Here is a 22,231-nt window from a genome sequence, read left to right as displayed (position 1 = left end):
CCCGCCGCACACAGGCGTCAAGCCGGCACGACCGGCTCCTCGTGCAGGGTGCCGTCGCGCAGCCGCACGATGCGGTCGCAGCGCGCCGCGAGGTCCGGGTCGTGCGTGACGATCACAAAACTCGTCTGGAATTGATCGGACAATTCGAGCATCAGGCTGAACACCGTCTCCGCCGTGCCGCCGTCGAGATTGCCGGTCGGCTCGTCCGCGAGGACGCAGGCGGGCCGCGTCACCAGCGCGCGCGCGATCGCCACGCGCTGGCGCTCGCCGCCCGAGAGTTCGCCTGGGCGATGCCGCGCACGATGCGCGAGGCCCACGCGATCGAGCATCTCGAGCGCCTCGCGGCGCGCGTCGTCCTGCGTCATGCGGCGGATGCGCAGCGGCATCGCCACGTTATCGAGCGCCGAAAACTCCGGCAGCAGATGATGGAACTGATAGACGAAGCCGAGCGCGCGATTGCGCAGGTCGTTGCGATCGCGCTCGGAAAGCTCGGTGAACGGCTTGCCGAGTAGCTTGACGTTGCCGGTGCCCGGCTCGTCGAGACCGCCGAGAACGTGCAACAGCGTGCTCTTGCCCGAGCCCGATGCGCCCACGATCGCGAGCTTTTCGCCACGCTTCACCGCGATCTCGGTGTCGTGCAGCACATTGACGGCGAGCGCGCCCTGCCCGAACACCTTGGAAACGCCGTGCCCTTCGAGCACGTATGGATAGTCGCCCGCCGTGGCGAGGATCGATTGACGTTCATTCATAACGCAGCGCCTCCGCCGGACGAACCTTGGCCGCGCGCCAGCTGGGATAGAGCGTCGCCAGCGCGGACAGCACGAACGCAATCGCGCCGATGCGGATCACGTCGGACGCAACGAGTTCCGAAGGCAGCTCGCTGATGAAATAAACCGACGGCGGCAGGAATTGCACGCCGAGCACGTGCTCGATCATCGGCACGCTCCACGGAATGCTCCATGCGATCAGGCAGCCGAGCGCGATGCCGATGGTGGTGCCCGCGAAGCCGATCGTCACGCCCTGCACGAAGAAGATCTTCATGATCGAGCCAGGCTGCGCGCCGAGCGTGCGCAGGATCGCGATGTCGGCCTGCTTGTTGGTGACGGTCATCACGAGCGAGGAAACCAGATTGAACGCCGCGACCGCGATGATGAGCGTGAGGATGATGAACATCATGCGCTTTTCGATCTGCACGGCGGAGAACCAGGTCTTGTTCTGCTGCGTCCAGTCGCGAATATAGAGGTCGCCCGAAAGCGTATGCACGAGCTGGCGCGCGACCGCGGGCGCGCGCTGCATGTCCTTCAGGCGCAGGCGCACGCCGCTCGGCGCGGACAGGCGATAGAGCACCTCGGCGTCGCGGATATTGATGAGCGCGAGCGAGCTGTCGTACTCGTAATGCCCCGACTCGAACACGCCGACCACCGTGAACTGCTTCAGGCGCGGCAGCATGCCCGCCGGCGTGATGCTGCCTTCGGGCGCGACCAGCGTGACCTTGTCGCCCTTCGTCACGCCGAGACTCGCGGCAAGGTCCCCGCCGAGCACGATGTTGAAGCCGCCCGGCGTGAGATCGTTCAGGCTGCCCAGCTTCATTTCCTTACCGATGTCGGACACCTGCGGCTCCTCGGACGGCTCGACGCCGCGCAGAGCGACGCCGCTCAGGCTCTCGCCGCGCGTAAGCAGCGCCTGGGCATCCACATAGGGCGCGGCCCCAATCACCTCAGGATTGGTCTTCGCCTCTTTGGCGGTGAGCTGCCAGTCGGGCATTGCGCCGGTCGGCGAAAAAATTTCGATGTGCGCCAGCACCGAGAGCATGCGGTCGCGCACGTCGCGCTGAAAACCGTTCATCACCGAGAGCACGACGATGAGCGCCGCCACGCCAAGCGCAATGCCCGACATCGAAATGAGCGCGATGAACGAAATAAAGCCGTTGCCGGTCGTGCGCTTGCCGGCGCGCGTGTAGCGCCAGCCTATTTGCCATTCGTAGGGAAGTTTCAAGCGAATCCTTTCGTGCGTCTTCGTTGCGCGTGGGGCGCGCAAGCTGCTGGATCAAGTTTACGCGCCGCAGCAAACCAGCGGTCAACCGCGAAGTTTGCCACACTCAAGACGTCTCACGGACTTTACGCCGCCGCGGCGTCAACTGCGCCGAAGTACAATGCGCACCATCATGCCTGTCGACCGCCTCCATCTTCTCGTGCCGTTCGCGCTGCCATCCGCAGCGGCGGCGTCAACCGCCCTCGCCGGCCTCGAATTCCCTGCACTCTCGAAACTGGTCGCGCGCGCGACGCTGGGCGAGCAGGTAATCGGCGAAGATTTTCAGCGCACGCTGCCGCACGAACGATGGGTCGCGCGCACGTTCGGCGCGACCGCGCCCCAGGCGGCCGACACAGCGGGCAAGAACCGCACGAATGGCGCGAGCAGCGCCGACGACGAGGCCCCGCTCGCCCCGTGGATGCTGCTCGCCGACGGCGGCGCGCCCGGCGACGCCACCTGGGCCTGCATCCAGCCCGTGCACGTGCGCATCGCGCACGACCATCTGGTGCTGATCGACCCGGCTTCGCTGGAACTCGCCGACGCCGATGCCGCCGCGCTCTACGCCGTGGCCCGACCGCTCATCGAAGAACTCGGCGTGCGCGTCGAAGCGCCCACGCCCCAGCGCTGGTACCTGTCGAGCGATCAGTTCGGCACGCTCGCGGGCGCGTCGCCGCTGCGCGCGAGCGGACGCAACATCGAAATCTGGCTGCCTCACGAGGCGCACTCGGGCCAACGCTCGCGCGCCTGGATGAAGGTGCAGAACGAGGTGCAGATGGCCTGGTTCGAGCACCCTGTTAACGAAGCGCGCGAGGCGCGCGGCCTGCCCGCCGTCAACTCGATCTGGTTCCACGCGCAGGGTGCGCTGCGCCCGGTCAAGCGGGCCTTCGCGCGTGTGCGCTCGGACGCCGCGGCCACGCGCGGGCTCGCGCTCGCCGCCGGCGCGGAACTGGGCGCCGCGCCCGACACGTTCCGCGCGCTTGCCGTAGCGCCTGCATCGGCTGGCGACGCGTTGCCGAACAACGCCACGCTCGTCGAACTCGATCCGTTCTCGGCCGCCTATATCCAGCAGGACTGGGGCGGCTGGAACGCCGCATTCGCGAAGCTCGAGCGCGACTGGTTCGCGCCAGCGCTCGCCGCCCTCCAGGCCGGCGAGCTGACCGAACTCGGCCTCACGTTATGCGGCGACACCGGCTCGGTCACGCTCACGGCCACGCGCGGCGACCTGCGCAAATTCTGGCGACGCCGTGAGTTCGCGTCGCTACTCGTCGAATGACATCCAATGTTTTCTCCACGCGTTTTTTCCACGACCTCTCACGCATGACCCGAATCGTCACCCGCGCCTGCTCCCCCGCCGATACCGAAGCCCTGGTCCGCCACGGCCTGCACCCGGTGCTCGCCCGGCTCTACGCCGCGCGCGGCGTCTGCCAGCCCGACGAGATCGAAACCGGCCTCAACCGGCTGCTCCCGCCCACCGGCATGAAGGGGCTCGACGACGCCGCGATCTTGCTCGCCGACGCGCTCGAAGCGGAGTGCCGCATGCTCGTGGTCGCCGACTACGACTGTGACGGCGCAACCGCCTGCGCCGTGGCCGTGCGCGGCCTGCGCATGCTCGGCGCGCAAATCGACTATCTGGTGCCGAACCGTTTCGAGTATGGCTACGGCCTCACGCCCGAAATCGTCGCACTCGCGGCACAACGCAAGGGCGGGCCGCCCGACATCCTGATCACGGTGGACAACGGCATCGCCAGCGTGGAAGGCGTGGAAGCCGCCAACGAGCTCGGCATCGAAGTGCTCGTGACCGACCACCATCTGCCCGGCGACACGCTCCCGGACGCACGCGCCATCGTCAATCCGAACCAGCCGGGCTGCACGTTCGAGAGCAAGTGCATCGCGGGCGTGGGCGTCATGTTCTATACGCTGCTCGCGTTGCGCGCCGAACTGCGCCAGCGCTGCTGGTTCGACGAAACACGCCCCGAGCCGCGTCTGGACGGCCTGCTCGATCTGGTCGCGCTCGGCACCGTTGCCGACGTCGTCAAGCTCGACTGCAACAACCGCGTGCTCGTCGCGCAGGGGCTGCAGCGCATCCGCAACGGCCGCATGCAGCCCGGCATCGCCGCGCTGTTCCGCGCCGCGGGCCGCGACGCGAAAAGCGCTTCGGGCTTCGATCTGGGCTTCGCGCTCGGGCCGCGCCTGAACGCGGCGGGCCGCCTCTCAGACATGTCGCTCGGTATCGAATGCCTGACCACCGACGATGTGGGCCGCGCCTGGGAACTCGCTCAGCAACTCGACACGATGAACCGCGAGCGCCGCGAAATCGAAGCGGGCATGCAGCAACAGGCTCTCGCCGACCTCGCCAGCGTCGATCCACAGGACAACGCCACGCTCACGCTCTTCAACGAGGGCTGGCATCAGGGCGTGATCGGCATCGTCGCCGGGCGGCTCAAGGAGAAGTTCCACCGCCCCTCCTTCACGTTCGCGCCCGCCGACGACAACGGCGAACTCGTGAAGGGTTCGGGCCGGTCGATCCCCGGTTTCCATCTGCGCGACGCCATCGACCTCATCAGCAAGCGCGAGCGCGGCCTGATCCACAAGTTCGGCGGCCACGCAATGGCCGCGGGCATGACGATCGCCGCCGCGGACGTGCCGCGCTTTGCCGCCGCGTTCGAGCGCGTGGGCCGCGAATGGCTCTCCGCCGAGGCGCTCGCGCGCACGGTGGAAACCGACGGCGAGCTCGAAGACGCGTGGTTCACACCCGATTTCGTCGAAATGCTCGACGCGGCCGTGTGGGGCCAGGGCTTTCCGGCACCGGTTTTCTCGGGCGAATTCGAGGTGGCCTCGCAGGCGCTCGTGAAGGACAAGCATCTGAAGCTGCAACTGCTGCGCGGGCGCCAGCGCTTCAACGCGATCTGGTTCAATCACACCGAGACGCTGCCCCAGCGTACGACCGTTGCCTACCGACTCGTGCGCGATACGTGGAACGGCGTCTCGCGCGTGCAGCTCGTGGTGGAGCACGCGGTGCTCTGAGCGGCAACCCGAGCCGCACAGCGGACGTGGCCGCCGCGCCCTTGATGCATGTCCAATCGGCTATAATTTGATGTTTTACACGCCGGATCACGACACAAATGGAAGCGGAACGTCTCAACGCGATCGAAGCCCTTTTGGCGGACCTGCGCACGCGCGCGGGCGAGCTACGGGGGTATCTTTGACTACGACGTAAAAGCCCGACGGCTCGTCGAAGTCAACAGCGAACTCGAAGACCCCAACGTCTGGAACGACTCCAAACACGCCCAGGGTCTCGGCAAGGAGAAGAAGCTCCTTGAAGGCGTGGTGCATGTGCTCGACGGCATCGAGAACGACACGCGCGACACCCAGGATCTCTTCGAGATGGCCCGCGAAGAAGGCGACGAGGACACGCTCGTCGCCATCGAAACCGATGCTCAGGCGATCGAAGCGCGCGTCGCCGACGTCGAGTTCCGCCGCATGTTCGCGAATCCGGCCGACCCGAACAACGCGTTCATCGACATCCAGGCGGGCGCGGGCGGCACCGAGGCCTGCGACTGGGCGTCGATGCTGCTGCGCCAGTACGTGCGCTATTGCGAGCGCAAGGGCTTCAAGACCGAGGTGCTCGAAGAGTCCGAAGGCGACGTGGCCGGCATCAAGAGCGCGACCATCAAGGTCGAGGGCGAATACGCCTACGGCTTCCTGCGCACCGAAACCGGCATTCACCGCCTCGTGCGCAAGTCGCCGTTCGATTCGTCGGGCGGGCGTCACACGTCGTTCTCGTCGGTGTTCGTGTATCCGGAAATCGACGATTCGTTCGAGATCGAAGTCAATCCGGCCGATCTGCGCATCGACACGTACCGCGCCTCGGGCGCGGGCGGTCAGCACATCAACAAAACCGACTCCGCCGTGCGTATCACGCACATCCCGTCGGGCATCGTCGTGCAATGCCAGAACGACCGCTCGCAGCACCGCAACCGCGCCGAAGCCATGGCGATGCTGAAGTCGCGCCTGTACGAAGCCGAAATGCGCAAGCGCCAGTCGGAGCAGGACAAGCTCGAAGCGGGCAAGTCGGACGTGGGCTGGGGCCACCAGATCCGCTCCTACGTGCTCGACAACAGCCGCATCAAGGATCTGCGCACGAACGTCGAAATCAGCAACACCAAGGCCGTGCTCGACGGCGATCTCGACGCTTTCATCAGCGCAAGCCTGAAACAGGGCGTGTAAGCCCGGGCGCCGCCCTATCCTGCCGCGCTGCGACCCGTGAGGCACCCCGCCCGGGCCGCTAACCGAAACATCCGCGCGAATCTTCCGCGGCAAACAAGCCGCGAATCAAAACATCGAAGCCACCATGACCGAACCGACCCAGCCGAACGCGGCCAGCGCCGCGCCCGAAGTCGACGACAACCAGATCATCGCCGAGCGCCGCGAAAAGCTGCGCGCGCTGCGCGAAGCGGGTGTCGCCTATCCGAACGACTTCCGCCCCACCCACCACGCCGCCGATCTGCAGCGCGAGTACTCCGACACCGACAAGGACGCGCTCGAAGCGCAGGCCCTCGAAGTGTCAATCGCGGGCCGCATGATGCTCAAGCGCGTGATGGGCAAGGCGAGCTTCGCGACGGTGCGCGACGGCTCGGGCCAGATCCAGTTCTTCATCACGCCCGCCGACGTGGGCGAGACCACCTACGACGCCTTCAAGAAGTGGGATCTCGGCGACATCGTCGCCGCGAAGGGCGTGCTGTTCCGCACCAACAAGGGCGAACTCTCGGTGCGCTGCACGGAGCTGCGCCTGCTCTCGAAGTCGCTGCGCCCGCTCCCGGACAAGTTCCATGGCCTCTCGGACCAGGAAATGCGCTATCGCCAGCGCTATGTCGACCTGATCGTCACGCCCGAAGCACGCGATACGTTCGTCGCCCGCACCAGGGCGATCTCGTCGGTGCGCCGCTTCATGGCCGACGCCGGCTTCATGGAAGTCGAAACGCCCATGCTGCACCCGATCCCGGGCGGCGCGGCTGCCAAGCCGTTCGTCACGCACCACAACGCGCTCGACATGCAGATGTTCATGCGCATCGCGCCCGAGCTCTATCTGAAGCGCCTCGTCGTGGGCGGCTTCGAACGCGTATTCGAGATCAACCGGAACTTCCGTAACGAAGGCGTTTCGCCGCGTCACAATCCGGAATTCACGATGATGGAGTTCTACGCCGCGTACACGGACTACACGTGGCTCATGGACTTCACGGAACAGCTGATCCGCCAGGCCGCCGTGGATGCGCGCGGCAACGCCGTGCTCACCTATCAGGGCCGCCAACTCGACCTCTCGAAGCCGTTCCATCGTTTGACGATCACCCAGGCGATCCAGAAGTACGCGCCGCAATACACGAACGAGCAGCTCGCCGACGCCGCCTTCCTGCGCACCGAACTCAAGAAGTTCGGCGTGGACGCAAACCAGCCCGCGTTCCTGAACGCAGGCGTGGGCTCGCTCCAGCTTGCGCTCTTCGAAGAGACGGCCGAATCGCAGCTGTGGGAGCCGACCTTCATCATCGACTACCCGGTCGAAGTCTCACCGCTCGCGCGCGCCTCCGATTCGACGCCGGGCATTACCGAGCGCTTCGAACTCTTCATCACGGGCCGCGAGATCGCCAACGGCTTCTCCGAGCTCAACGATCCGGAAGACCAGGCCGCGCGCTTCAAGAAGCAGGTCGAGCAGAAGGACGCCGGCGACGAGGAAGCGATGTACTACGACGCCGACTACATTCGCGCGCTCGAGTACGGCATGCCCCCGACGGGCGGCTGCGGCATCGGCATCGACCGCCTGATCATGCTGCTCACCGACAGCGCCAGTATCCGTGACGTGATTCTCTTCCCGCATCTGCGCCGCGAAGACTAAGCCTCACACGCGCCCGACAGGGGTGCCAGGGGCGCATGCGGCTCACGCCGTATGCGCCCCGTTTGCATTTGTAACCGGCAGTAAATGCGCCTCATCCCACTGCCCGGGCGCGCCAGATGCGGTACGCGGAAAACCCGCGTCATGCCGGGCAGCAAGCCCCCTGGCATCATACGGTCCCTGTTTCGACTTGTGCTCGCACAAGTCAGGTTACAACTTGAAACGTCCGATCGATCGAATTGGCCCAAACTTGTTGGAACAAAGCCAACTCTGCTCAAGACGGAGCCACTCATGAACAGTCCCGATCCGAAACCGACCACACCGAACCGCCGCATTCACCCGCTCGTCGCCACTGCGGCGGCCGCAGTCATTGTTGCCAGCCTGGCGGCCACGGCGGCCATCACCGGCGTCTTCCCCAAGGCCTCGAGCACGACCGGGCAGAACGCCCAAAGCCAGACCGGCCAGACCGAGATGATGGCCTCGCAGCCGGTGGTCGACTCGACCCGGCCCGCGACCAGCGCGCAAATCGCACAAAATGGTGCGCAGAACGAGCAGAACGCACCCGCTGAGCCGCAGCCTGCGCCCGTGGCCCAGCAACAGCCGGCAGCACCGGCGGCCCCGCCGCCGCAATACGCCCAGCAGCCGCAGCAATACGCTCAGGAAGCGCCACCCCAGCAGACCGCGTGCGCCTCGTGCGGCGTGGTCGAAGGTATCTCCGAATCGCGTCAGGAAGGCCACGGCACCGGCATCGGCGCGGTGGGTGGCGCAGTCGCCGGCGGCGTTATCGGCAATCAATTCGGCAGCGGCAATGGCCGCACGGCCATGACCTTGCTCGGCGCGCTGGGTGGCGGCGTCGGCGGCAACGCGGTGGAAAAGCACCTGCGCAGCACCACGAGCTACTCGGTGCGCGTGCGCATGGACAACGGCAAGACGCGCTACTTCACCTACCACCAGGCGCCGCCGTTCCAGCAAGGCCAGCGCGTGCATGTCGAGCACGGCACGCTTGCGGCGGGATGACGAACGCGTAGCTTCGCGCTCGATTCCAGAAACGAAAAAAGGCGACTCACCGTGAAGGTGAATCGCCTTTTTTCTGCGCGAGCTTGACACTGTAGTCACCCGCGCAACAGCCCACGCGATGCGGATCAGTAGCCCGCTTCTTCGATCCAGGCCGCCTGAATGGCCTCCAGGATCTTCTCGTTCGAGCGATCGGGAGCGTCGTCGAAACCCTCGAGCTCGGTGATCCAGCGATGCAGATCGGTGAAGCGCACGTACTGCGGGTCGATCTCGGGATGCGTATCCGTCAACGCCATTGCGATGTCCTGCGTATCGGTCCACTTCATGGCAGCGCGCTCCTCTTTCCGATGGATTAGTGATTTTCCTTCGCGTGGTTGATCGAGTAACGCGGAATCTCGATCACCAGGTCATCTTCGGCGGGCACGAGGGCCTGGCACGACAGCCGCGAAGTGGGCTCCAGACCCCATGCCTTGTCGAGCAGGTCGTCTTCGGTTTCCTCCGACGGCTCGAGTGCATCGAAACCTTCGCGCACGATCACGTGACAGGTCGTGCAGGCGCACGACTTCTCGCAAGCATGTTCGATCTCGATGCCGTGTTCGAGCAGCGCATCGCACACACTCTCGCCCGGCTTGGCGTCGATGACCGCGCCCTCCGGACACAGTTCGACATGGGGCAGCACCACGATTTGAGGCATTGTGATTTCCGTATCCAATAACTTCTGTATCGGGCGCGCCCCGCCTGCCGACGGTGTCATCGCCCATTCTACTGAGGTCGCGCGCCTTGCCACATCGGGAAAGCACGCACGCGTCACGTGCTTTACATCTTGCTTCCCGGTGCATGGGCCAGCGCGCGTTCAACCAATTTCGTCGAGCTTCTTGCCCGCGAGCGCGCGCTTGATGCCCTTGTCCATGCGCCGCGCGGCAAACTCGTCGGTGCCTTCGGCGAGCGACTTGGTTGCCGCTTCGATCGCGTCCGTGTCCTCGCCCTGCACGATTTGCCCGAGCGCGCCGATCAGCGCATCGAGCTGCGCGCGCTCGGCTTCGTCGAGGAGTTCGCCGTCGGCGGCCAAGGCAGAGTTGGTCGCCTCGATCACGCGCTGCGCCTCGACCTGCGCCTCGCGCAGCGCGCGGGCGCGCATGTCGATGTCGGCGGTCTTGAAGCTGTCCTCGAGCATCTTCGCGATGTCGTCGTCGGCGAGGCCGTAGGACGGCTTCACCACCACCGACGCCTCCACGCCCGAAAGCTGCTCGCGCGCGAACACGGACAACAGGCCGTCGGCGTCCACCTGGTAGGTCACGCGGATGCGTGCCGCGCCCGCTGCCATCGGCGGAATGCCGCGCAACTCGAAGCGCGCGAGCGAACGGCAGTCGGAGACGAGCTCGCGCTCGCCCTGCACCACGTGGATCGCCATTGCGGTCTGGCCGTCCTTGAAGGTCGTGAAGTCCTGTGCGCGCGCGACCGGAATGGTCGAGTTGCGCGGAATGATCTTCTCGACGAGGCCACCCATCGTCTCCACGCCGAGCGACAGCGGGATCACGTCGAGCAGCAGCCAGTCGTCCTCGCCGCCGCGGTTGCCCGCGAGCAGGTCGGCCTGGATCGCCGCGCCGAGTGCGACGACCTGATCGGGGTCCAGATTCGTGAGCGGCGCCTGGCCGAAGTACTGCTCGACGGCGCGGCGAACGACCGGCATGCGCGTCGCGCCGCCCACCAGCACCACGCCCTTCACTTCCGTCGCAGCCACCTTGGCGTCGCGCAGGGCCTTCCTCGTGGGCGTGAGCGTGCGCTGCACGAGCGCCTGCGTAAGCGCCTCGAACTGCGGCTCGTCGATCGTCAGCGCGATCTGCTTGCTGTTCGAGAGCGTGACTTCAATGCGCGCCTCGGGCGCCGACGAGAGCGCTTCTTTCGCGTCGCGCGCGCGGTCGAGCAGCAAGCGCACGTCTTCTGGCTGGAGCGCCGCGCGCTCGATGCCGGACTGCTCCAGCACCCAGGCGAAGAGCGCCTGATCGAAGTCGTCGCCGCCGAGCGCGGAGTCGCCGCCCGCCGCGAGCACTTCAAAGACGCCCTTGGTGAGCTTGAGGATCGACAGGTCGAAGGTGCCGCCGCCGAGGTCATAGACCGCGTAGAGCCCTTCGGCGCCATTATCGAGGCCATAGGCGATCGCAGCAGCGGTCGGCTCGTTCAGCAGGCGCAGCACGTTCAGGCCAGCGAGGCGCGCAGCGTCCTTGGTGGCCTGGCGCTGCGCTTCGTCGAAATACGCCGGCACCGTGATGACCGCGCCGACGAGTTCATCGCCGAGCGTGTCTTCGGCGCGCTGGCGCAGCGTGGCGAGGATTTCCGCCGAGACCTCGACGGGGCTCTTCACGCCGTCGACCGTCTGGATCTGCACCATGCCCGGCGCATCGATGAATTCGTACGGCGCGTTCGCCGCGCCTTCCACGTCGGCCTTGCCGCGGCCCATGAAGCGCTTGACCGAGACAATCGTGTTGCGCGGGTCGCTCGCGGCCTCGGCCTTGGCCGAGCGTCCAATGCGGCGACCGCCGTTCGCGAGATAGCGCACGACCGACGGCAGCAGCACATGGCCGTCTTCGTCGGGCAACACGTCGGGCACGCCGCTGCGTACCGCGGCGACCAGCGAATTCGTCGTGCCGAGGTCGATGCCGACGGCGAGCCGCCGCTGATGCGGCGCCGGCGCCATGCCGGGTTCGGAAATTTGCAGTAATGCCATCTGTGTGATCTGTTGCGGTCCGCCTCGCATCGTCGGGTCGATCGTCTCGACGATGAATCGGCAGCCCTGTGCTGTATCCGTGTTCTACGCTTTTTTTGCCGCGCGCCCAAGGGCGCCCGGGCGGCCCCGCCTGGGCGGCCCCGCCTAACTCTCCAGCCGCTCGATCTGCGAATCGACTTCGGCTGCCACGCGCTCGACGAACATCAACTGACGCACCGCTTCCGCCGCCGGCTGATTCGAACCGCTATCGAGCAACGCGCCCAGCTTCGCGAGACGTACGCGCTCATCGTCGCGCAGGTCGGCCGCGAGCGCATCGAGTGCGCCGACGTTCTTCGCGCTCACCGCATCCTCGATCGCCTCGCGCCACTCCATCTGCTGCATCAGAAACGCCGGCTCCATGGCCGTATTGTTCTCGGCGCCAACTTCGATGCCGCGCAAATGCAGCAGATACGTCGCGCGCTTGAGCGGATCGCGCAGCGTCTGGTAAGCCTCGTTCGCGCGCGTGGCCCACTGCATCGCCACGCGCTTTTGCGCCTCGCCGGCCGCGGCGAACCGGTCGGGGTGCACCTGCGCCTGCACGGCGCGGTAAGCGTGGGCGAGCGCGTCGGCGTCGAGCGCGAACTGCTCGGGCAAGCCAAACAATACGAAATGGCTATCGGAAAGCGAAGAAAGCGAGGCCATCGAAATGAACGTTTTGTGGTGCTGTCGTGAAGGTCCGTCGATCCGACGATCGGCACGCCGAATCAAAAAATCAAAAAGGCGGCACAGGCCGCCTTTTCACCGCAATACGCGCGCTCAAATGCGGAAGGACTCGCCGCAGCCGCACTCGTCCTTCACGTTCGGGTTTTTGAACTTGAAGCCCTCGTTCAGCCCTTCGCGCACGAAGTCCAGCTCCGTGCCGTCGATATAGGCAAGGCTCTTCGGATCCACGATGACCTTCACGCCGTGGCTCTCGAACACGTTGTCCTCGGGCGCGAGCTCATCGACATATTCCAGCTTGTACGCCAGGCCCGAGCAGCCCGTCGTGCGCACGCCAAGACGCAGGCCCATGCCCTTGCCGCGACGGGTCAAGTACTTCTGCACGTGCTGTGCCGCTTTTTCTGTCAACGTGATTGCCATAACGTTTCACCGCTTCCCGCATCGATCGTTTCGGGCTTGCACCTGCTTCGTCCCGACGCGGCGCAGGCTTGCCTGCGTCCAAATTCGTTCATTCCGCAGCGGCCAGCCCACAGGCTTGCCGCTGCCCCGCCCGCTCGCGCACCCAACCCGGTGCGCTTGTCGCGAGCCTTAAGCCGCGTCCGCCTTGGCTTCCGTCGTATGACGCTGACGGTAGTCGGCCACCGCTGCCTTGATCGCGTCTTCCGCGAGAATCGAGCAGTGGATCTTCACCGGCGGCAGCGCCAGCTCTTCGGCGATCTGCGTGTTCTTGATGTCGAGTGCCTGGTCGAGCGTCTTGCCCTTCACCCACTCGGTCACGAGCGAACTCGAGGCAATGGCCGAACCGCAGCCGTAGGTCTTGAACTTCGCGTCCTCGATCACGCCGTCCGCACCCACGCGGATCTGCAGCTTCATGACGTCGCCACATGCGGGCGCGCCGACCATGCCGGTGCCGACTGCGTCGTCGTCCTTCGCGAACGAGCCGACGTTGCGCGGGTTTTCGTAGTGGTCCAGAACCTTGTCGCTATATGCCATGATCACACTCCTTCAATTCGTGTTTGCCGCGCTGCATGCAGTTATCTGCCGATTGCGCTGCGGCTGGGTCGATGTTCGATGCGCCTGAATCTGCCTTAGTGCACCTTAGTGCGCCTTAATGCGCCGCCCACTGGATGGTCGACAGGTCGATGCCGTCCTGGTGCATTTCCCACAGCGGCGAGAGCTCGCGCAGCTTGGCGATCTTCGTCTGCAGCAGGTTGATCACGTAGTCCACATCTTGCTCGGTCGTGAAACGGCCCACCGTGAAGCGAATCGAGCTGTGTGCGAGTTCATCGTTGCGGCCGAGCGCGCGCAGCACATACGACGGCTCGAGCGAGGCCGAGGTGCACGCCGAACCCGACGACACCGCCACGTCCTTGACCGCCATGATCAGCGACTCGCCTTCGACGAAGTTGAAGCTGATGTTCAGGTTGTGCGGGACGCGCTTTTCCATGTCGCCGTTCACGTAGGTCTCTTCGATTTGCGAGAGCCCCTTGAGCAGACGGTCGCGCAGCATGCGAATACGCTCGTTTTCCGTGGCCATTTCTTCGCGCGCGATGCGGAACGCCTCGCCCATGCCGACGATCTGGTGCGTGGCCAGCGTACCCGAGCGCATACCGCGCTCATGGCCGCCACCGTGCATCTGCGCCTCGATGCGCACGCGCGGCTTGCGGCGCACGTACAGCGCGCCGATGCCCTTCGGGCCATAGGTCTTGTGCGCCGAGAACGACATCAGGTCGACCTTGAGCTTTTGCAGGTCGATGGGCGCTTTGCCGGTCGATTGCGCGGCATCGACGTGGAAAATGATGCCCTTCTCGCGGCAAAGCTCGCCGATCGTCTCGATGTCCTGGATCACGCCGATCTCGTTGTTCACGTGCATCACGGAAACGAGAATCGTGTCCGGGCGCAGCGCGGCCTTGAGCGCTTCGAGGTCGATCAGGCCGTTGTCGAGCACGTCGAGATACGTGACTTCGTAACCTTCGCGCTCGAGTTCGCGGCAGGTGTCGAGCACGGCCTTGTGCTCGGTCTTCACCGTGATGATGTGCTTGCCACGGCTCTTGTAGAAGTGCGCCGCACCCTTGATCGCGAGGTTGTCCGACTCGGTTGCACCGGAGGTCCAGATGATTTCGCGCGGATCCGCGTTCACGAGCGCCGCGACGTTCTCGCGCGCTTCTTCGACGGCACGCTCCGCGTCCCAGCCATAGGCGTGGCTGCGCGACGCCGGATTGCCGAACTGCTCGCGCAGATACGGAATCATCTTGTCCACCACGCGCGGGTCGACCGGCGTCGTCGCGCTGTAGTCCATATAAATGGGCAGGTGGGGAATGTCGTTATTCATCTATCGCTCCGGGGGATTCTGTCTGCTGCTCTGTGTATTGCGCTGGCCGTGGTCGGGATCCGGGTTGCGGGATCAGGAACCGGCCATGTTGAATATGGAATTCGGCCCGAGCGGCACCGTGCGCACCGGCTCCATCGCCGGGGCCTCGGTGCGGCGGTCGCGCAGGAGCGTGGGCGCGGCGCCTTCGCGGGCGCGCTGCTTGTCCACCAGATCCTTCAGCGAAACCGAATCGAGGTACTCGACCATCTTCTGGTTCAGCGTCGACCAGAGTTCGTGCGTCATGCAGTGGCCGTCGTGCTGCTTGGTGCCCTCGCAGGCGCCCTTGCCGCCGCACTGGGTGGCGTCGAGCGGCTCGTCCACGGCGATGATGATGTCCGCGACCGTGACGTCCTCCGCGCGGCGCGCGAGGTTATAGCCGCCGCCCGGCCCACGGACCGATTCGACGATTTCATGACGGCGCAGCTTGCCGAACAACTGTTCGAGGTACGACAGCGAGATATGCTGGCGCTGACTGATACCCGCAAGCGTCACCGGGCCCTGCTCCTGGCGCAGCGCCAGGTCGATCATCGCCGTGACGGCGAAACGGCCTTTGGTGGTGAGTCTCATGATGTAGGGGAACCGCAATTCTCGACAATTTTCGTCAAGTATAAATACATGACTAGTTTAGTCAAGTATCCGCGCCGCCATTCGGGTTATTAGGCGCATGACGAAAAGGGAAAACGGCGCAAACCTGCACGGGAGTACGCCGCACGCTCATCTCATTCCGCCAGTTGGGGGCGCAACGCCGCCAGCAGGCCCGAACACGCCATTTCGCACTGGTCGAGCACCGTCTCGAACCCGGCGGTGCCGCCGAAATACGGGTCGGCGACCACGCGCTCGTTCAACTGCGGCGCGAATTCCATCAGCAGCCGAATCTTGTCGCGTCTGGCAGACGGCGCCACCTGCTCAAGCGCCGTGACATTGGCGTCGTCCATCGCGACGATCAAGTCGAACGTGTGAAAGTCTTCCGCCGCGATCTGGCGGGCGCGCAGCGGGGTCAGATCGTAGCCGCGCTGGGCCCCGGCGCGCTGGGCGCGTTCGTCGGGCGCCTCGCCAATATGCCAATCGCCCGTGCCCGCCGAATCGATCGACACGTGCGCACTCAAACCCGCCTCGTCGACAAGGCGCCGCATCACGGCTTCAGCCGTGGGCGAACGACAGATGTTGCCGAGGCAAACAAAGCAGACGGAAACCTTTTTCATCGATTCGGGTGTGAGGCGCGCAGCGGTTTGCAACAGGCCGCTGCGGCGCAGGCGAATTTTTAATTATACAAAGTGTCGACGATGTGCGCTCGGCGCAGCCTGAGCCATCGCCCAGGCCGCTGCGGCTTAGATTGCGTTCGTCCGCGGCAACGTCGCGACGCCGCCGATTGCTTTGACGGGAGCCTTGACGGGGGTGGTCACGTCACCCGCGCCAACCAGCCCATATGAAACGGCGCGCGCCAACTCGGCACTCACTTGATCGGCTGCCAGCGGAAACTGCTGCTCGGCGGTATTCCATGCGTGAACCCATGCGATCGCCGCAAGCGGCACGATCAGCGCCAACGGCCAATACACCATTATTTTCTTTTTCATGATGCGACTCTCTCTCGACTGTGGAGCGATAGACCCAGACGCACTATCGCCAGTCGAAATGATATAGAAGGCCGCAATCAGGAAAAACCCGGCAAAAACGAACACACTGTTGTCTCAGGCTAAACAGTGCGCAGCCTGGCGCCGGTGAAACGGCTGGAAAGGCTTCGTCACGCCTTCCGTGTGCGCCCGGTCGCATCCAGATGCGTGTGCCGTGCAGCGTAGAGTTCGCGGAACGTGCGCCCGACCGGAGCCGGCATGTCCCGCCCGTCGGTCCAGCCGCTCGCGAACGGCAACCTGCGAATGAGCTGCGACTGCCCGCCCATGCGCTCAAGCACGCGCACACCGAGCTTCGTGAGCAGCCCATAAGCGCCGGGATGCAGCGCGAACCAGCCCCACACCGCCAGTGCCGCGCGTTCTCGCCACGGGCGCAGGCGCCGTTCGGTCTGCTTCTCGCGCAGCTTGCGCAGCAGGTCCGAGAGCGGGATGCCCACCGGGCAGACGCTGTTGCACTCGCCGCAAAGCGTGGCGGCCTGCGGCAGATCGAGCGCCTTGTCGATGCCCACGTAGCTCGGCGTGAGCACCGACCCCATCGGCCCCGGATAGACCCAGCCGTAAGCGTGCCCGCCCACCTTCTGATAAACCGGGCAATGGTTCATACAGGCGCCGCAGCGGATACAGCGCAGCATCTCCTGAAACTCGCCGCCGATGAGACCGGTGCGCCCGCCATCGACGAGCACGACATACATATGCTCGGGACCGTCCTGGTCGTCCGCCCCGCGCGGGCCTGTGAGAACGGAAAAATAATTCGACGTGGCCTGCCCGGTGGCCGAGCGCGGCAGCAGGCGCATTGCGGTGGCAAGGTCTTCGAGCGTCGGCAAGACTTTTTCGATGCCGGTGACCGCCACATGCACGCGCGGCATGACGGTGCACATGCCTTCGTTGCCCTCGTTCGTCACGAGCGCGACCGAGCCCGTCTCCGCAATGAGGAAGTTGCCGCCCGTCACGCCCATGTCCGCGGAAAGGAAGTGCGGCCGCAGCATCTCGCGCGCCTCGCGCGTCATGTCGGGAATTTCCGTGAGGCGCGGCTTGTGATGGGTCTTCGCGAACAGGTCGGCGATCTCGTCCTTGTCCTTGTGGACGACGGGCGCAATGATGTGGCTCGGCGGCTCGTTATTGTTGATCTGCAGGATGTATTCGCCGAGATCCGTTTCGATGGATTGCACCCCCATCTCCGCGAGCACCGTGTTCAACTGCATTTCCTCGGAGACCATCGACTTCGTCTTGATGACCTTGCGAACCTCGTGCTTGCGCGCGATTTCGGCGACGAGCTTCGCCGCATCGCGCGACGTCTCGGCAAACAGGACTGTCACGCCGCGGCGGGTTGCTTCGGCTTCGAACTGCTCGATCCAGACATCGAGATTTTCGAGTGCACGATTGCGGCGCTCCTTGAGCGCCGCGCGTGTGGCCGGAAAGTCGATCGCCGTGATCGCCTCCGCACGCGCGGAAACGAACTTGGTCGAGAGCTTCTTGAGGTTCTGCTGCAGACGCTGATCAGCCAGCTTCTGGCCGGCGCGCGCCTTGAATTGCATCGATTGAACTTGCATGGCGTGGAGTCGGTCGTGTGCGGTCGTGTGCGGTCGTGTGCGGTCGTGTGCGGTCGTGTGCGGTCGTGTGCGGTCGTGTGCGGTCGGATTCAGGCGGATGTTGGGGGCCTCATGAGTCTTGATGCTTGATGCGCTGGCGCCCCGGCTGGCGAGCGGCGTCTCAGACGTCGCCGGCCAGCACCTGGGCGATGTGCAAAACCCGGGTGCTGGCATCGCCAGTGCGGCGCAAACGCCCTTCGATATTCAGCATGCAGCCAAGGTCGCCGAGCACCACGGCGCCCGCTCCGCTCGCCTGCACGTTCATGCATTTTTCGTCAACGATGGCCGTGGAGATCGCGCCGTACTTGACCGCAAAGGTGCCGCCGAAACCGCAGCAATGCTCGCAGTCCTTCATCTCCTGCACTGCGACGCCGCGCTGCGCGAGCAACGCGCGCGGCTGCGCCTTTACGCCCAGTTCGCGCAAGCCCGAGCACGAGTCGTGGTAGGTCACCGGCCCGCGGAATTCGCCTTCGGGCAGCGTGACTTTCGCAACATTCACGAGGAAATCCGTCAATTCATAGACGCGCTCGCGCAGCTTGCCATAGCGCGCCATCAACTCGGGATCGTCGCGAAAGAGATCGCCGTAGTGCGCGCGAATCATCCCGCCACAGGAGCCCGACGGAATCACCACATAGTCGAATTGCTCGAATTCGCGCAGCGTCTTTTCCGCGAGGTCGCGCGCGAGCGGCCGCTCGCCCGAGTTGTAGGCCGGTTGTCCGCAGCAGGTCTGCGCGGGCGGGACGTCCACCTCATAGCCTGCCTCCTCGAGCAACTTGAGCGCCGAAAAACCGATTTCGGGACGCATGGTGTCGACAAGACAGGTGACGAACAAACCGACTCGCATGGGAACTCCTCGTGAAAACCGTCCCCGATTATCCGACGTTTCGCCGCTGCCACCAACGCCGGACTGCCCCAGGATCGATAGCCCGACGGGCTCCGCCACAGGCGCGAATGCGACCGCCCTACCAGTGCACATTCCCGTCAACCGCTGTCTTTTTTCACCATACGAGATACAATGCTCGCTTCCGTGCCGAGTTTCTTATACTCGCCATACGAATCCGCACCTGGAATCTTGCCCCCATGACCGACACCAATCCGGATCCGAAGACCTCGATTCAGGTGATCGAGCGCATGATGCGCCTCCTCGATGCGCTCGCCGCGCACACCGACCCGGTCAGCCTGAAGGATCTCGCGCAACGCACCGAACTCCATCCGTCGACCGCGCACCGCATTCTCAACGACATGGTGAGTTGCCGGCTTGTCGACCGCTCGGATCCCGGCACGTACCGGCTGGGCATGCGACTGCTGGAGCTAGGCAATCTCGTGAAGGCGCGCCTCTCGGTACGCGACGCCGCGCTCACTCCCATGCGCGAACTGCATCGTCTCACTGGCCAGACCGTGAACCTCTCGGTGCGCCAGGGCGACGAGATCGTCTATATCGAGCGAGCTTATTCCGAACGCTCAGGCATGCAGGTGGTGCGGGCGATTGGCGGCCGCGCGCCGCTGCACCTCACGTCCGTTGGCAAACTCTTTCTTGCCGCCGACGAAGCCAATCGCGTTCGCGCCTATGCCACGCGCACGGGCCTTTCGGGTCACACGCGCAATAGCATCACCGACCTTGGCCGGCTCGAGCGTGAACTCGCCCACGTGCGCCAGCAATCCTGCGCACGCGACAACGAGGAACTGGAACTGGGTGTGCGCTGCATCGCAGCAGGCATTTACGACGACACCGGCAAACTCGTTGCCGGGCTTTCGCTTTCGGCGCCCGCCGACCGCCTCCAGGACTCGTGGCTTGGGCAACTGAGCAAGACGGCGCTCCTGATTTCCGAATCGCTCGGTTACCACCCGGAGCCAGCTGAAGGCAGCGTGCAGACGGCAGCCTGAGCGACCAGTCCACCTTGAGCGCGAACCCATTTCGCGCAATCGCATTGAAGCTCCCGAAGCGCCGGCACGTCCGGCGCTTCTCTTTTGCGGACCTCTCACTCGACGAGTTCAGCCAGTTTGCGCTTGATGCGGGTGTCGATGTCGCGCGCCTCTTTCACCAAATTGACCTGCTTCGCGGTATTCGCGGTCTCCAGCAGCGCGGGGTCGATGCTGTAACCCTCACGGCCGCTCAACCACGCAAGGACGTCGCCGAGATGCCAGAGCGACGGACTGCCCTCATGCATGGGCTGAGGAAAATCAACTGCGTGCGTGAGCATCAGCTTGCGCATGTTCTGACGCGACATGCCGGTCATCTCGGCAACGTCGGCCAGGCCGACGAGATCGGGCGCAGCCTCCACGAGACGCACTGTGGGTGCCGCCTGCTTCACGTTCTTCAACGCAGCGAAAATAGCCGACCACGCGCTTTCGCTCGCGCGCGCGAATGCCAGCGCAAAAAATTCTGCTGAGAGTGCCGATCGCCCGACAGCTGGCCTCGCGCTGACCCAAAAGCAAACGCCCCGCGATTGCGGGGCGTGGATACTGGCGAAACCGAAAGCAGCGTAGCGGCGCGGATCAGGTACCCGCGCCCCCCGCATCCGCGCTCGTGATGTGCGGTTGCTGGTCGGCGCCGCCGTTGTCGATCCACGTGCGCACACGGGTCGCGTCGGCGAAACGCGAATACTTGCCGCTCGAATCGAGCAGCACCATGATGACCGGACGGCCATGGACCGTCGTTTGCATCACGAGGCACTCGCCTGCTTCGTTGATGAAGCCAGTCTTCTGCAGGCCGATGTCCCACGACGGATTGCGGATAAGCGCGTTCGTGCTGTTGTAGGCAAGATTGCGCTTGCCCGTGTACACGTCATAGCTGCGGTCGGTCGAGAACTGGCGAATGAGCGGATATTGGTAGGCCGCATTCACCATCTTCACGAGATCGCGCGCAGTCGAAACGTTGTGGCTCGACAGCCCGGTGGAATTCTCGAAGTGCGTGTCGGTCATGCCGAGTTGCTTCGCCTTCGCATTCATGGCGGCGATGAACGCCGGCCGCCCGCCCGGGTAGTAACGCGAAAGCGCCGCCGCGGCGCGGTTTTCCGACGCCATCAGCGCGATATGCAGCATGTCTTCGCGCGAAAGCACCGAACCCACCGAGAGGCGCGAGCCGGTGTTCTTCTCGTAATCGCGGTCTTCGTCGGTGACGTCAATCGACTCGGTGAGCGACGCCTTCGAATCGAGCACGACCATCGCGGTCATGAGCTTGGTGATCGAGGCGATCGGCACGACGGCACGCGAATTCTTGTCGAAGAGTGGTTCCAGCGAGTTCTGGTCCACCACGTAGGCAACGCCCGAGCGCAGCATCAGCGAATCGGGCGTTTCATGCAGACCGAACGCCTGGCCCACCGTCGGCTGACGCGGCTCGAACGCCACGCGGCGCACCGCCGTGCGATGGCGGCCATTCATGGTGTAGCTGACGCGGCGCTTCTTCACGGTCGGACGCGCATCGTCCTCCTGCGCTGCGGCAACGCTGGTCGCGCCCACATTTTTAGCGACCTTCGCAGGCGTGCTGCCTGTGCCCTTCTTGCTGGTCTTGGTCGTTTTCTTTGCCTTGGCCGTCGAGGCCGCAGCGGCGTTCTGCGACGCAGCAAAAGCGCCCTCGGGCGCTACGAGCGTTGCACTGATGACCACGGAGACAGCCACCGACAGCGCGGTACTGACAACCGATGAGGGCACCAGCTTGAACGACAGGAGCTTGTCGGATTTCATTGGTGTTCTGGATGGAGCGACGGGATCGTTCGCCAAGTGTAGTAAAACCACGAAAAATTCGCAAATTGAAGCACTTATGGCTACTCGTTAAACCGAAGTCTGACTTTGGATTGAGATAGCCAATGCGCTTCGAACATTCGATGGAGAAAGACAATCGCCCAAGCGGCCCCACCCTGCTGCGCTTGGCGCCGACAACGTCTTCTGTTGCCTACACATTGACGGCACGCGCTATGCAAACTTTATATGGGAGAAATACCGAGGACGACTCTCTGACGCCGGTGCCGCAGAATCGCGCGACGCGCATTCGACAGCAATGGATCTTTAACGTTCCATGAAGGATTTTGGTGGACGCGCGAGGCGCAATCCCCCACCGACCTTCGATGAAGCATGCGGCGCAGGTCATTTGCGACGCGCACCGTCGTCCTCAATCTTGCCAGATTGAGCGTAAATGCGCTTGACGTTGTCGGACAAAGCCTCGCCGCACGCAGGCTTCAGACGCTATGCCGCAGATCGTCAAATCTGACAAATGACCTCATACACCTCATGCTTGACGCATAAGTAATTGTTTAATAAAAGCTTAATGTAATTGTGCGTCGCACCAAAAGT

At 64.5% G+C, this 22,231-nt stretch carries 22 protein-coding genes; 6 read left to right on the top strand and 16 right to left on the bottom strand.

Features of this window, described 5'->3' with window-relative positions:
• Nucleotides 1-17: 17 nt before the first annotated feature.
• Complete coding sequence (locus NH14_RS25190; RefSeq protein WP_035531112.1) at nucleotides 18-749, bottom strand: ABC transporter ATP-binding protein; 732 nt, start codon at nucleotides 747-749, stop codon at nucleotides 18-20.
• A complete protein-coding gene (locus NH14_RS25185) occupies nucleotides 742-1,995 on the bottom strand; it encodes a lipoprotein-releasing ABC transporter permease subunit (protein WP_035531110.1) in 1,254 nt (417 codons plus the stop codon). Before NH14_RS25185 ends, NH14_RS25190 begins: the two co-directional genes overlap by 8 nt.
• A 157-nt stretch (nucleotides 1,996-2,152) precedes the next feature.
• Here NH14_RS25185 and NH14_RS25180 point away from each other — a divergent pair, with 157 nt between their 5' ends.
• From NH14_RS25180 to NH14_RS25160, 5 genes are all read left to right on the top strand, one after another.
• The gene (locus tag NH14_RS25180; protein ID WP_052148368.1) at nucleotides 2,153-3,304 is read left to right on the top strand and encodes a hypothetical protein; all 1,152 of its coding nucleotides are present in this window, start codon (nucleotides 2,153-2,155) and stop codon (nucleotides 3,302-3,304) included.
• Between the two features lie 44 nt (nucleotides 3,305-3,348).
• Nucleotides 3,349-5,055 (top strand): single-stranded-DNA-specific exonuclease RecJ, encoded by a 1,707-nt coding sequence (gene recJ, locus NH14_RS25175; RefSeq protein ID WP_035531202.1) that lies wholly within the window; start codon nucleotides 3,349-3,351, stop codon nucleotides 5,053-5,055.
• Nucleotides 5,056-5,153: 98 nt separating this feature from the next.
• Nucleotides 5,154-6,258 (top strand): peptide chain release factor 2 gene (prfB, locus tag NH14_RS25170; RefSeq protein ID WP_129561797.1). Its coding sequence is split into 2 segments (ribosomal slippage): nucleotides 5,154-5,234 and nucleotides 5,236-6,258, totalling 1,104 coding nucleotides; the frame shifts between segments, so codons are not numbered across the junction.
• A 124-nt stretch (nucleotides 6,259-6,382) separates the two neighbouring features.
• Nucleotides 6,383-7,918 (top strand): lysine--tRNA ligase, encoded by a 1,536-nt coding sequence (lysS, locus tag NH14_RS25165; RefSeq protein ID WP_035531107.1) that lies wholly within the window; start codon nucleotides 6,383-6,385, stop codon nucleotides 7,916-7,918.
• Nucleotides 7,919-8,206: 288 nt separating this feature from the next.
• The gene (locus NH14_RS25160) at nucleotides 8,207-8,932 is read left to right on the top strand and encodes a glycine zipper 2TM domain-containing protein (protein ID WP_035531104.1); all 726 of its coding nucleotides are present in this window, start codon (nucleotides 8,207-8,209) and stop codon (nucleotides 8,930-8,932) included.
• A 125-nt stretch (nucleotides 8,933-9,057) separates the two neighbouring features.
• Here NH14_RS25160 and iscX read toward each other — a convergent pair whose 3' ends face one another.
• The 12 genes from iscX to NH14_RS25100 form a co-directional block, all read right to left on the bottom strand.
• Entirely contained in the window at nucleotides 9,058-9,255 is a 198-nt protein-coding gene (gene iscX, locus NH14_RS25155) for a Fe-S cluster assembly protein IscX (RefSeq protein WP_035531102.1), read from the bottom strand.
• Between the two features lie 26 nt (nucleotides 9,256-9,281).
• Nucleotides 9,282-9,623 (bottom strand): ISC system 2Fe-2S type ferredoxin, encoded by a 342-nt coding sequence (gene fdx / locus NH14_RS25150; RefSeq protein WP_035531100.1) that lies wholly within the window; start codon nucleotides 9,621-9,623, stop codon nucleotides 9,282-9,284.
• 159 nt (nucleotides 9,624-9,782) lie between these two features.
• Nucleotides 9,783-11,654: a Fe-S protein assembly chaperone HscA gene (hscA, locus tag NH14_RS25145; RefSeq protein WP_035531098.1), complete on the bottom strand. Its 1,872-nt coding sequence runs from the start codon at nucleotides 11,652-11,654 to the stop codon at nucleotides 9,783-9,785.
• 144 nt (nucleotides 11,655-11,798) lie between these two features.
• A complete protein-coding gene (gene hscB, locus NH14_RS25140) occupies nucleotides 11,799-12,335 on the bottom strand; it encodes a Fe-S protein assembly co-chaperone HscB (protein WP_035531095.1) in 537 nt (178 codons plus the stop codon).
• A 114-nt stretch (nucleotides 12,336-12,449) separates the two neighbouring features.
• Complete coding sequence (iscA, locus tag NH14_RS25135) at nucleotides 12,450-12,773, bottom strand: iron-sulfur cluster assembly protein IscA (protein WP_035531093.1); 324 nt, start codon at nucleotides 12,771-12,773, stop codon at nucleotides 12,450-12,452.
• A 168-nt stretch (nucleotides 12,774-12,941) separates the two neighbouring features.
• On the bottom strand, nucleotides 12,942-13,346 hold the full coding sequence (gene iscU, locus NH14_RS25130; protein ID WP_028216879.1) for a Fe-S cluster assembly scaffold IscU: 405 nt from the start codon (nucleotides 13,344-13,346) through the stop codon (nucleotides 12,942-12,944).
• Between the two features lie 115 nt (nucleotides 13,347-13,461).
• Nucleotides 13,462-14,685: an IscS subfamily cysteine desulfurase gene (locus NH14_RS25125; RefSeq protein ID WP_035531091.1), complete on the bottom strand. Its 1,224-nt coding sequence runs from the start codon at nucleotides 14,683-14,685 to the stop codon at nucleotides 13,462-13,464.
• Nucleotides 14,686-14,757: 72 nt separating this feature from the next.
• Nucleotides 14,758-15,291 carry a Fe-S cluster assembly transcriptional regulator IscR gene (iscR, locus tag NH14_RS25120; RefSeq protein ID WP_035531089.1) on the bottom strand — a complete coding sequence of 178 codons (534 nt, stop codon included), beginning with the start codon at nucleotides 15,289-15,291 and terminating at the stop codon, nucleotides 14,758-14,760.
• Nucleotides 15,292-15,443: 152 nt separating this feature from the next.
• A complete protein-coding gene (locus NH14_RS25115) occupies nucleotides 15,444-15,926 on the bottom strand; it encodes a low molecular weight protein-tyrosine-phosphatase (protein ID WP_035531195.1) in 483 nt (160 codons plus the stop codon).
• Nucleotides 15,927-16,052: 126 nt separating this feature from the next.
• Nucleotides 16,053-16,298 carry a hypothetical protein gene (locus tag NH14_RS25110; RefSeq protein WP_035531087.1) on the bottom strand — a complete coding sequence of 82 codons (246 nt, stop codon included), beginning with the start codon at nucleotides 16,296-16,298 and terminating at the stop codon, nucleotides 16,053-16,055.
• A gap of 167 nt (nucleotides 16,299-16,465) precedes the next feature.
• Nucleotides 16,466-17,902, bottom strand: coding sequence for a lactate utilization protein B (locus tag NH14_RS25105; RefSeq protein ID WP_035531085.1), 1,437 nt, complete (start codon nucleotides 17,900-17,902; stop codon nucleotides 16,466-16,468).
• 160 nt (nucleotides 17,903-18,062) lie between these two features.
• A complete protein-coding gene (locus tag NH14_RS25100) occupies nucleotides 18,063-18,785 on the bottom strand; it encodes a (Fe-S)-binding protein (protein WP_035531083.1) in 723 nt (240 codons plus the stop codon).
• Nucleotides 18,786-19,021: 236 nt separating this feature from the next.
• Here NH14_RS25100 and NH14_RS25095 point away from each other — a divergent pair, with 236 nt between their 5' ends.
• Complete coding sequence (locus NH14_RS25095) at nucleotides 19,022-19,825, top strand: IclR family transcriptional regulator (RefSeq protein ID WP_035531082.1); 804 nt, start codon at nucleotides 19,022-19,024, stop codon at nucleotides 19,823-19,825.
• 95 nt (nucleotides 19,826-19,920) lie between these two features.
• On the opposite strand, the gene NH14_RS25090 is transcribed toward NH14_RS25095, so the two are convergent.
• Both NH14_RS25090 and pbpG read right to left on the bottom strand, forming a co-directional pair.
• Nucleotides 19,921-20,223 (bottom strand): helix-turn-helix transcriptional regulator, encoded by a 303-nt coding sequence (locus NH14_RS25090; RefSeq protein WP_152617251.1) that lies wholly within the window; start codon nucleotides 20,221-20,223, stop codon nucleotides 19,921-19,923.
• Nucleotides 20,224-20,437: 214 nt separating this feature from the next.
• Nucleotides 20,438-21,625 (bottom strand): D-alanyl-D-alanine endopeptidase, encoded by a 1,188-nt coding sequence (gene pbpG, locus NH14_RS25085; protein WP_035531081.1) that lies wholly within the window; start codon nucleotides 21,623-21,625, stop codon nucleotides 20,438-20,440.
• Nucleotides 21,626-22,231 lie beyond the last annotated feature (606 nt).

Origin of the sequence: Paraburkholderia sacchari (assembly GCF_000785435.2) — a bacterium.
Classification (GTDB): Bacteria; Pseudomonadota; Gammaproteobacteria; order Burkholderiales; family Burkholderiaceae; genus Paraburkholderia; species Paraburkholderia sacchari.
Note: the sequence above shows the minus strand (reverse complement) of the source record. Positions and strands in the feature narration are given on the sequence as shown.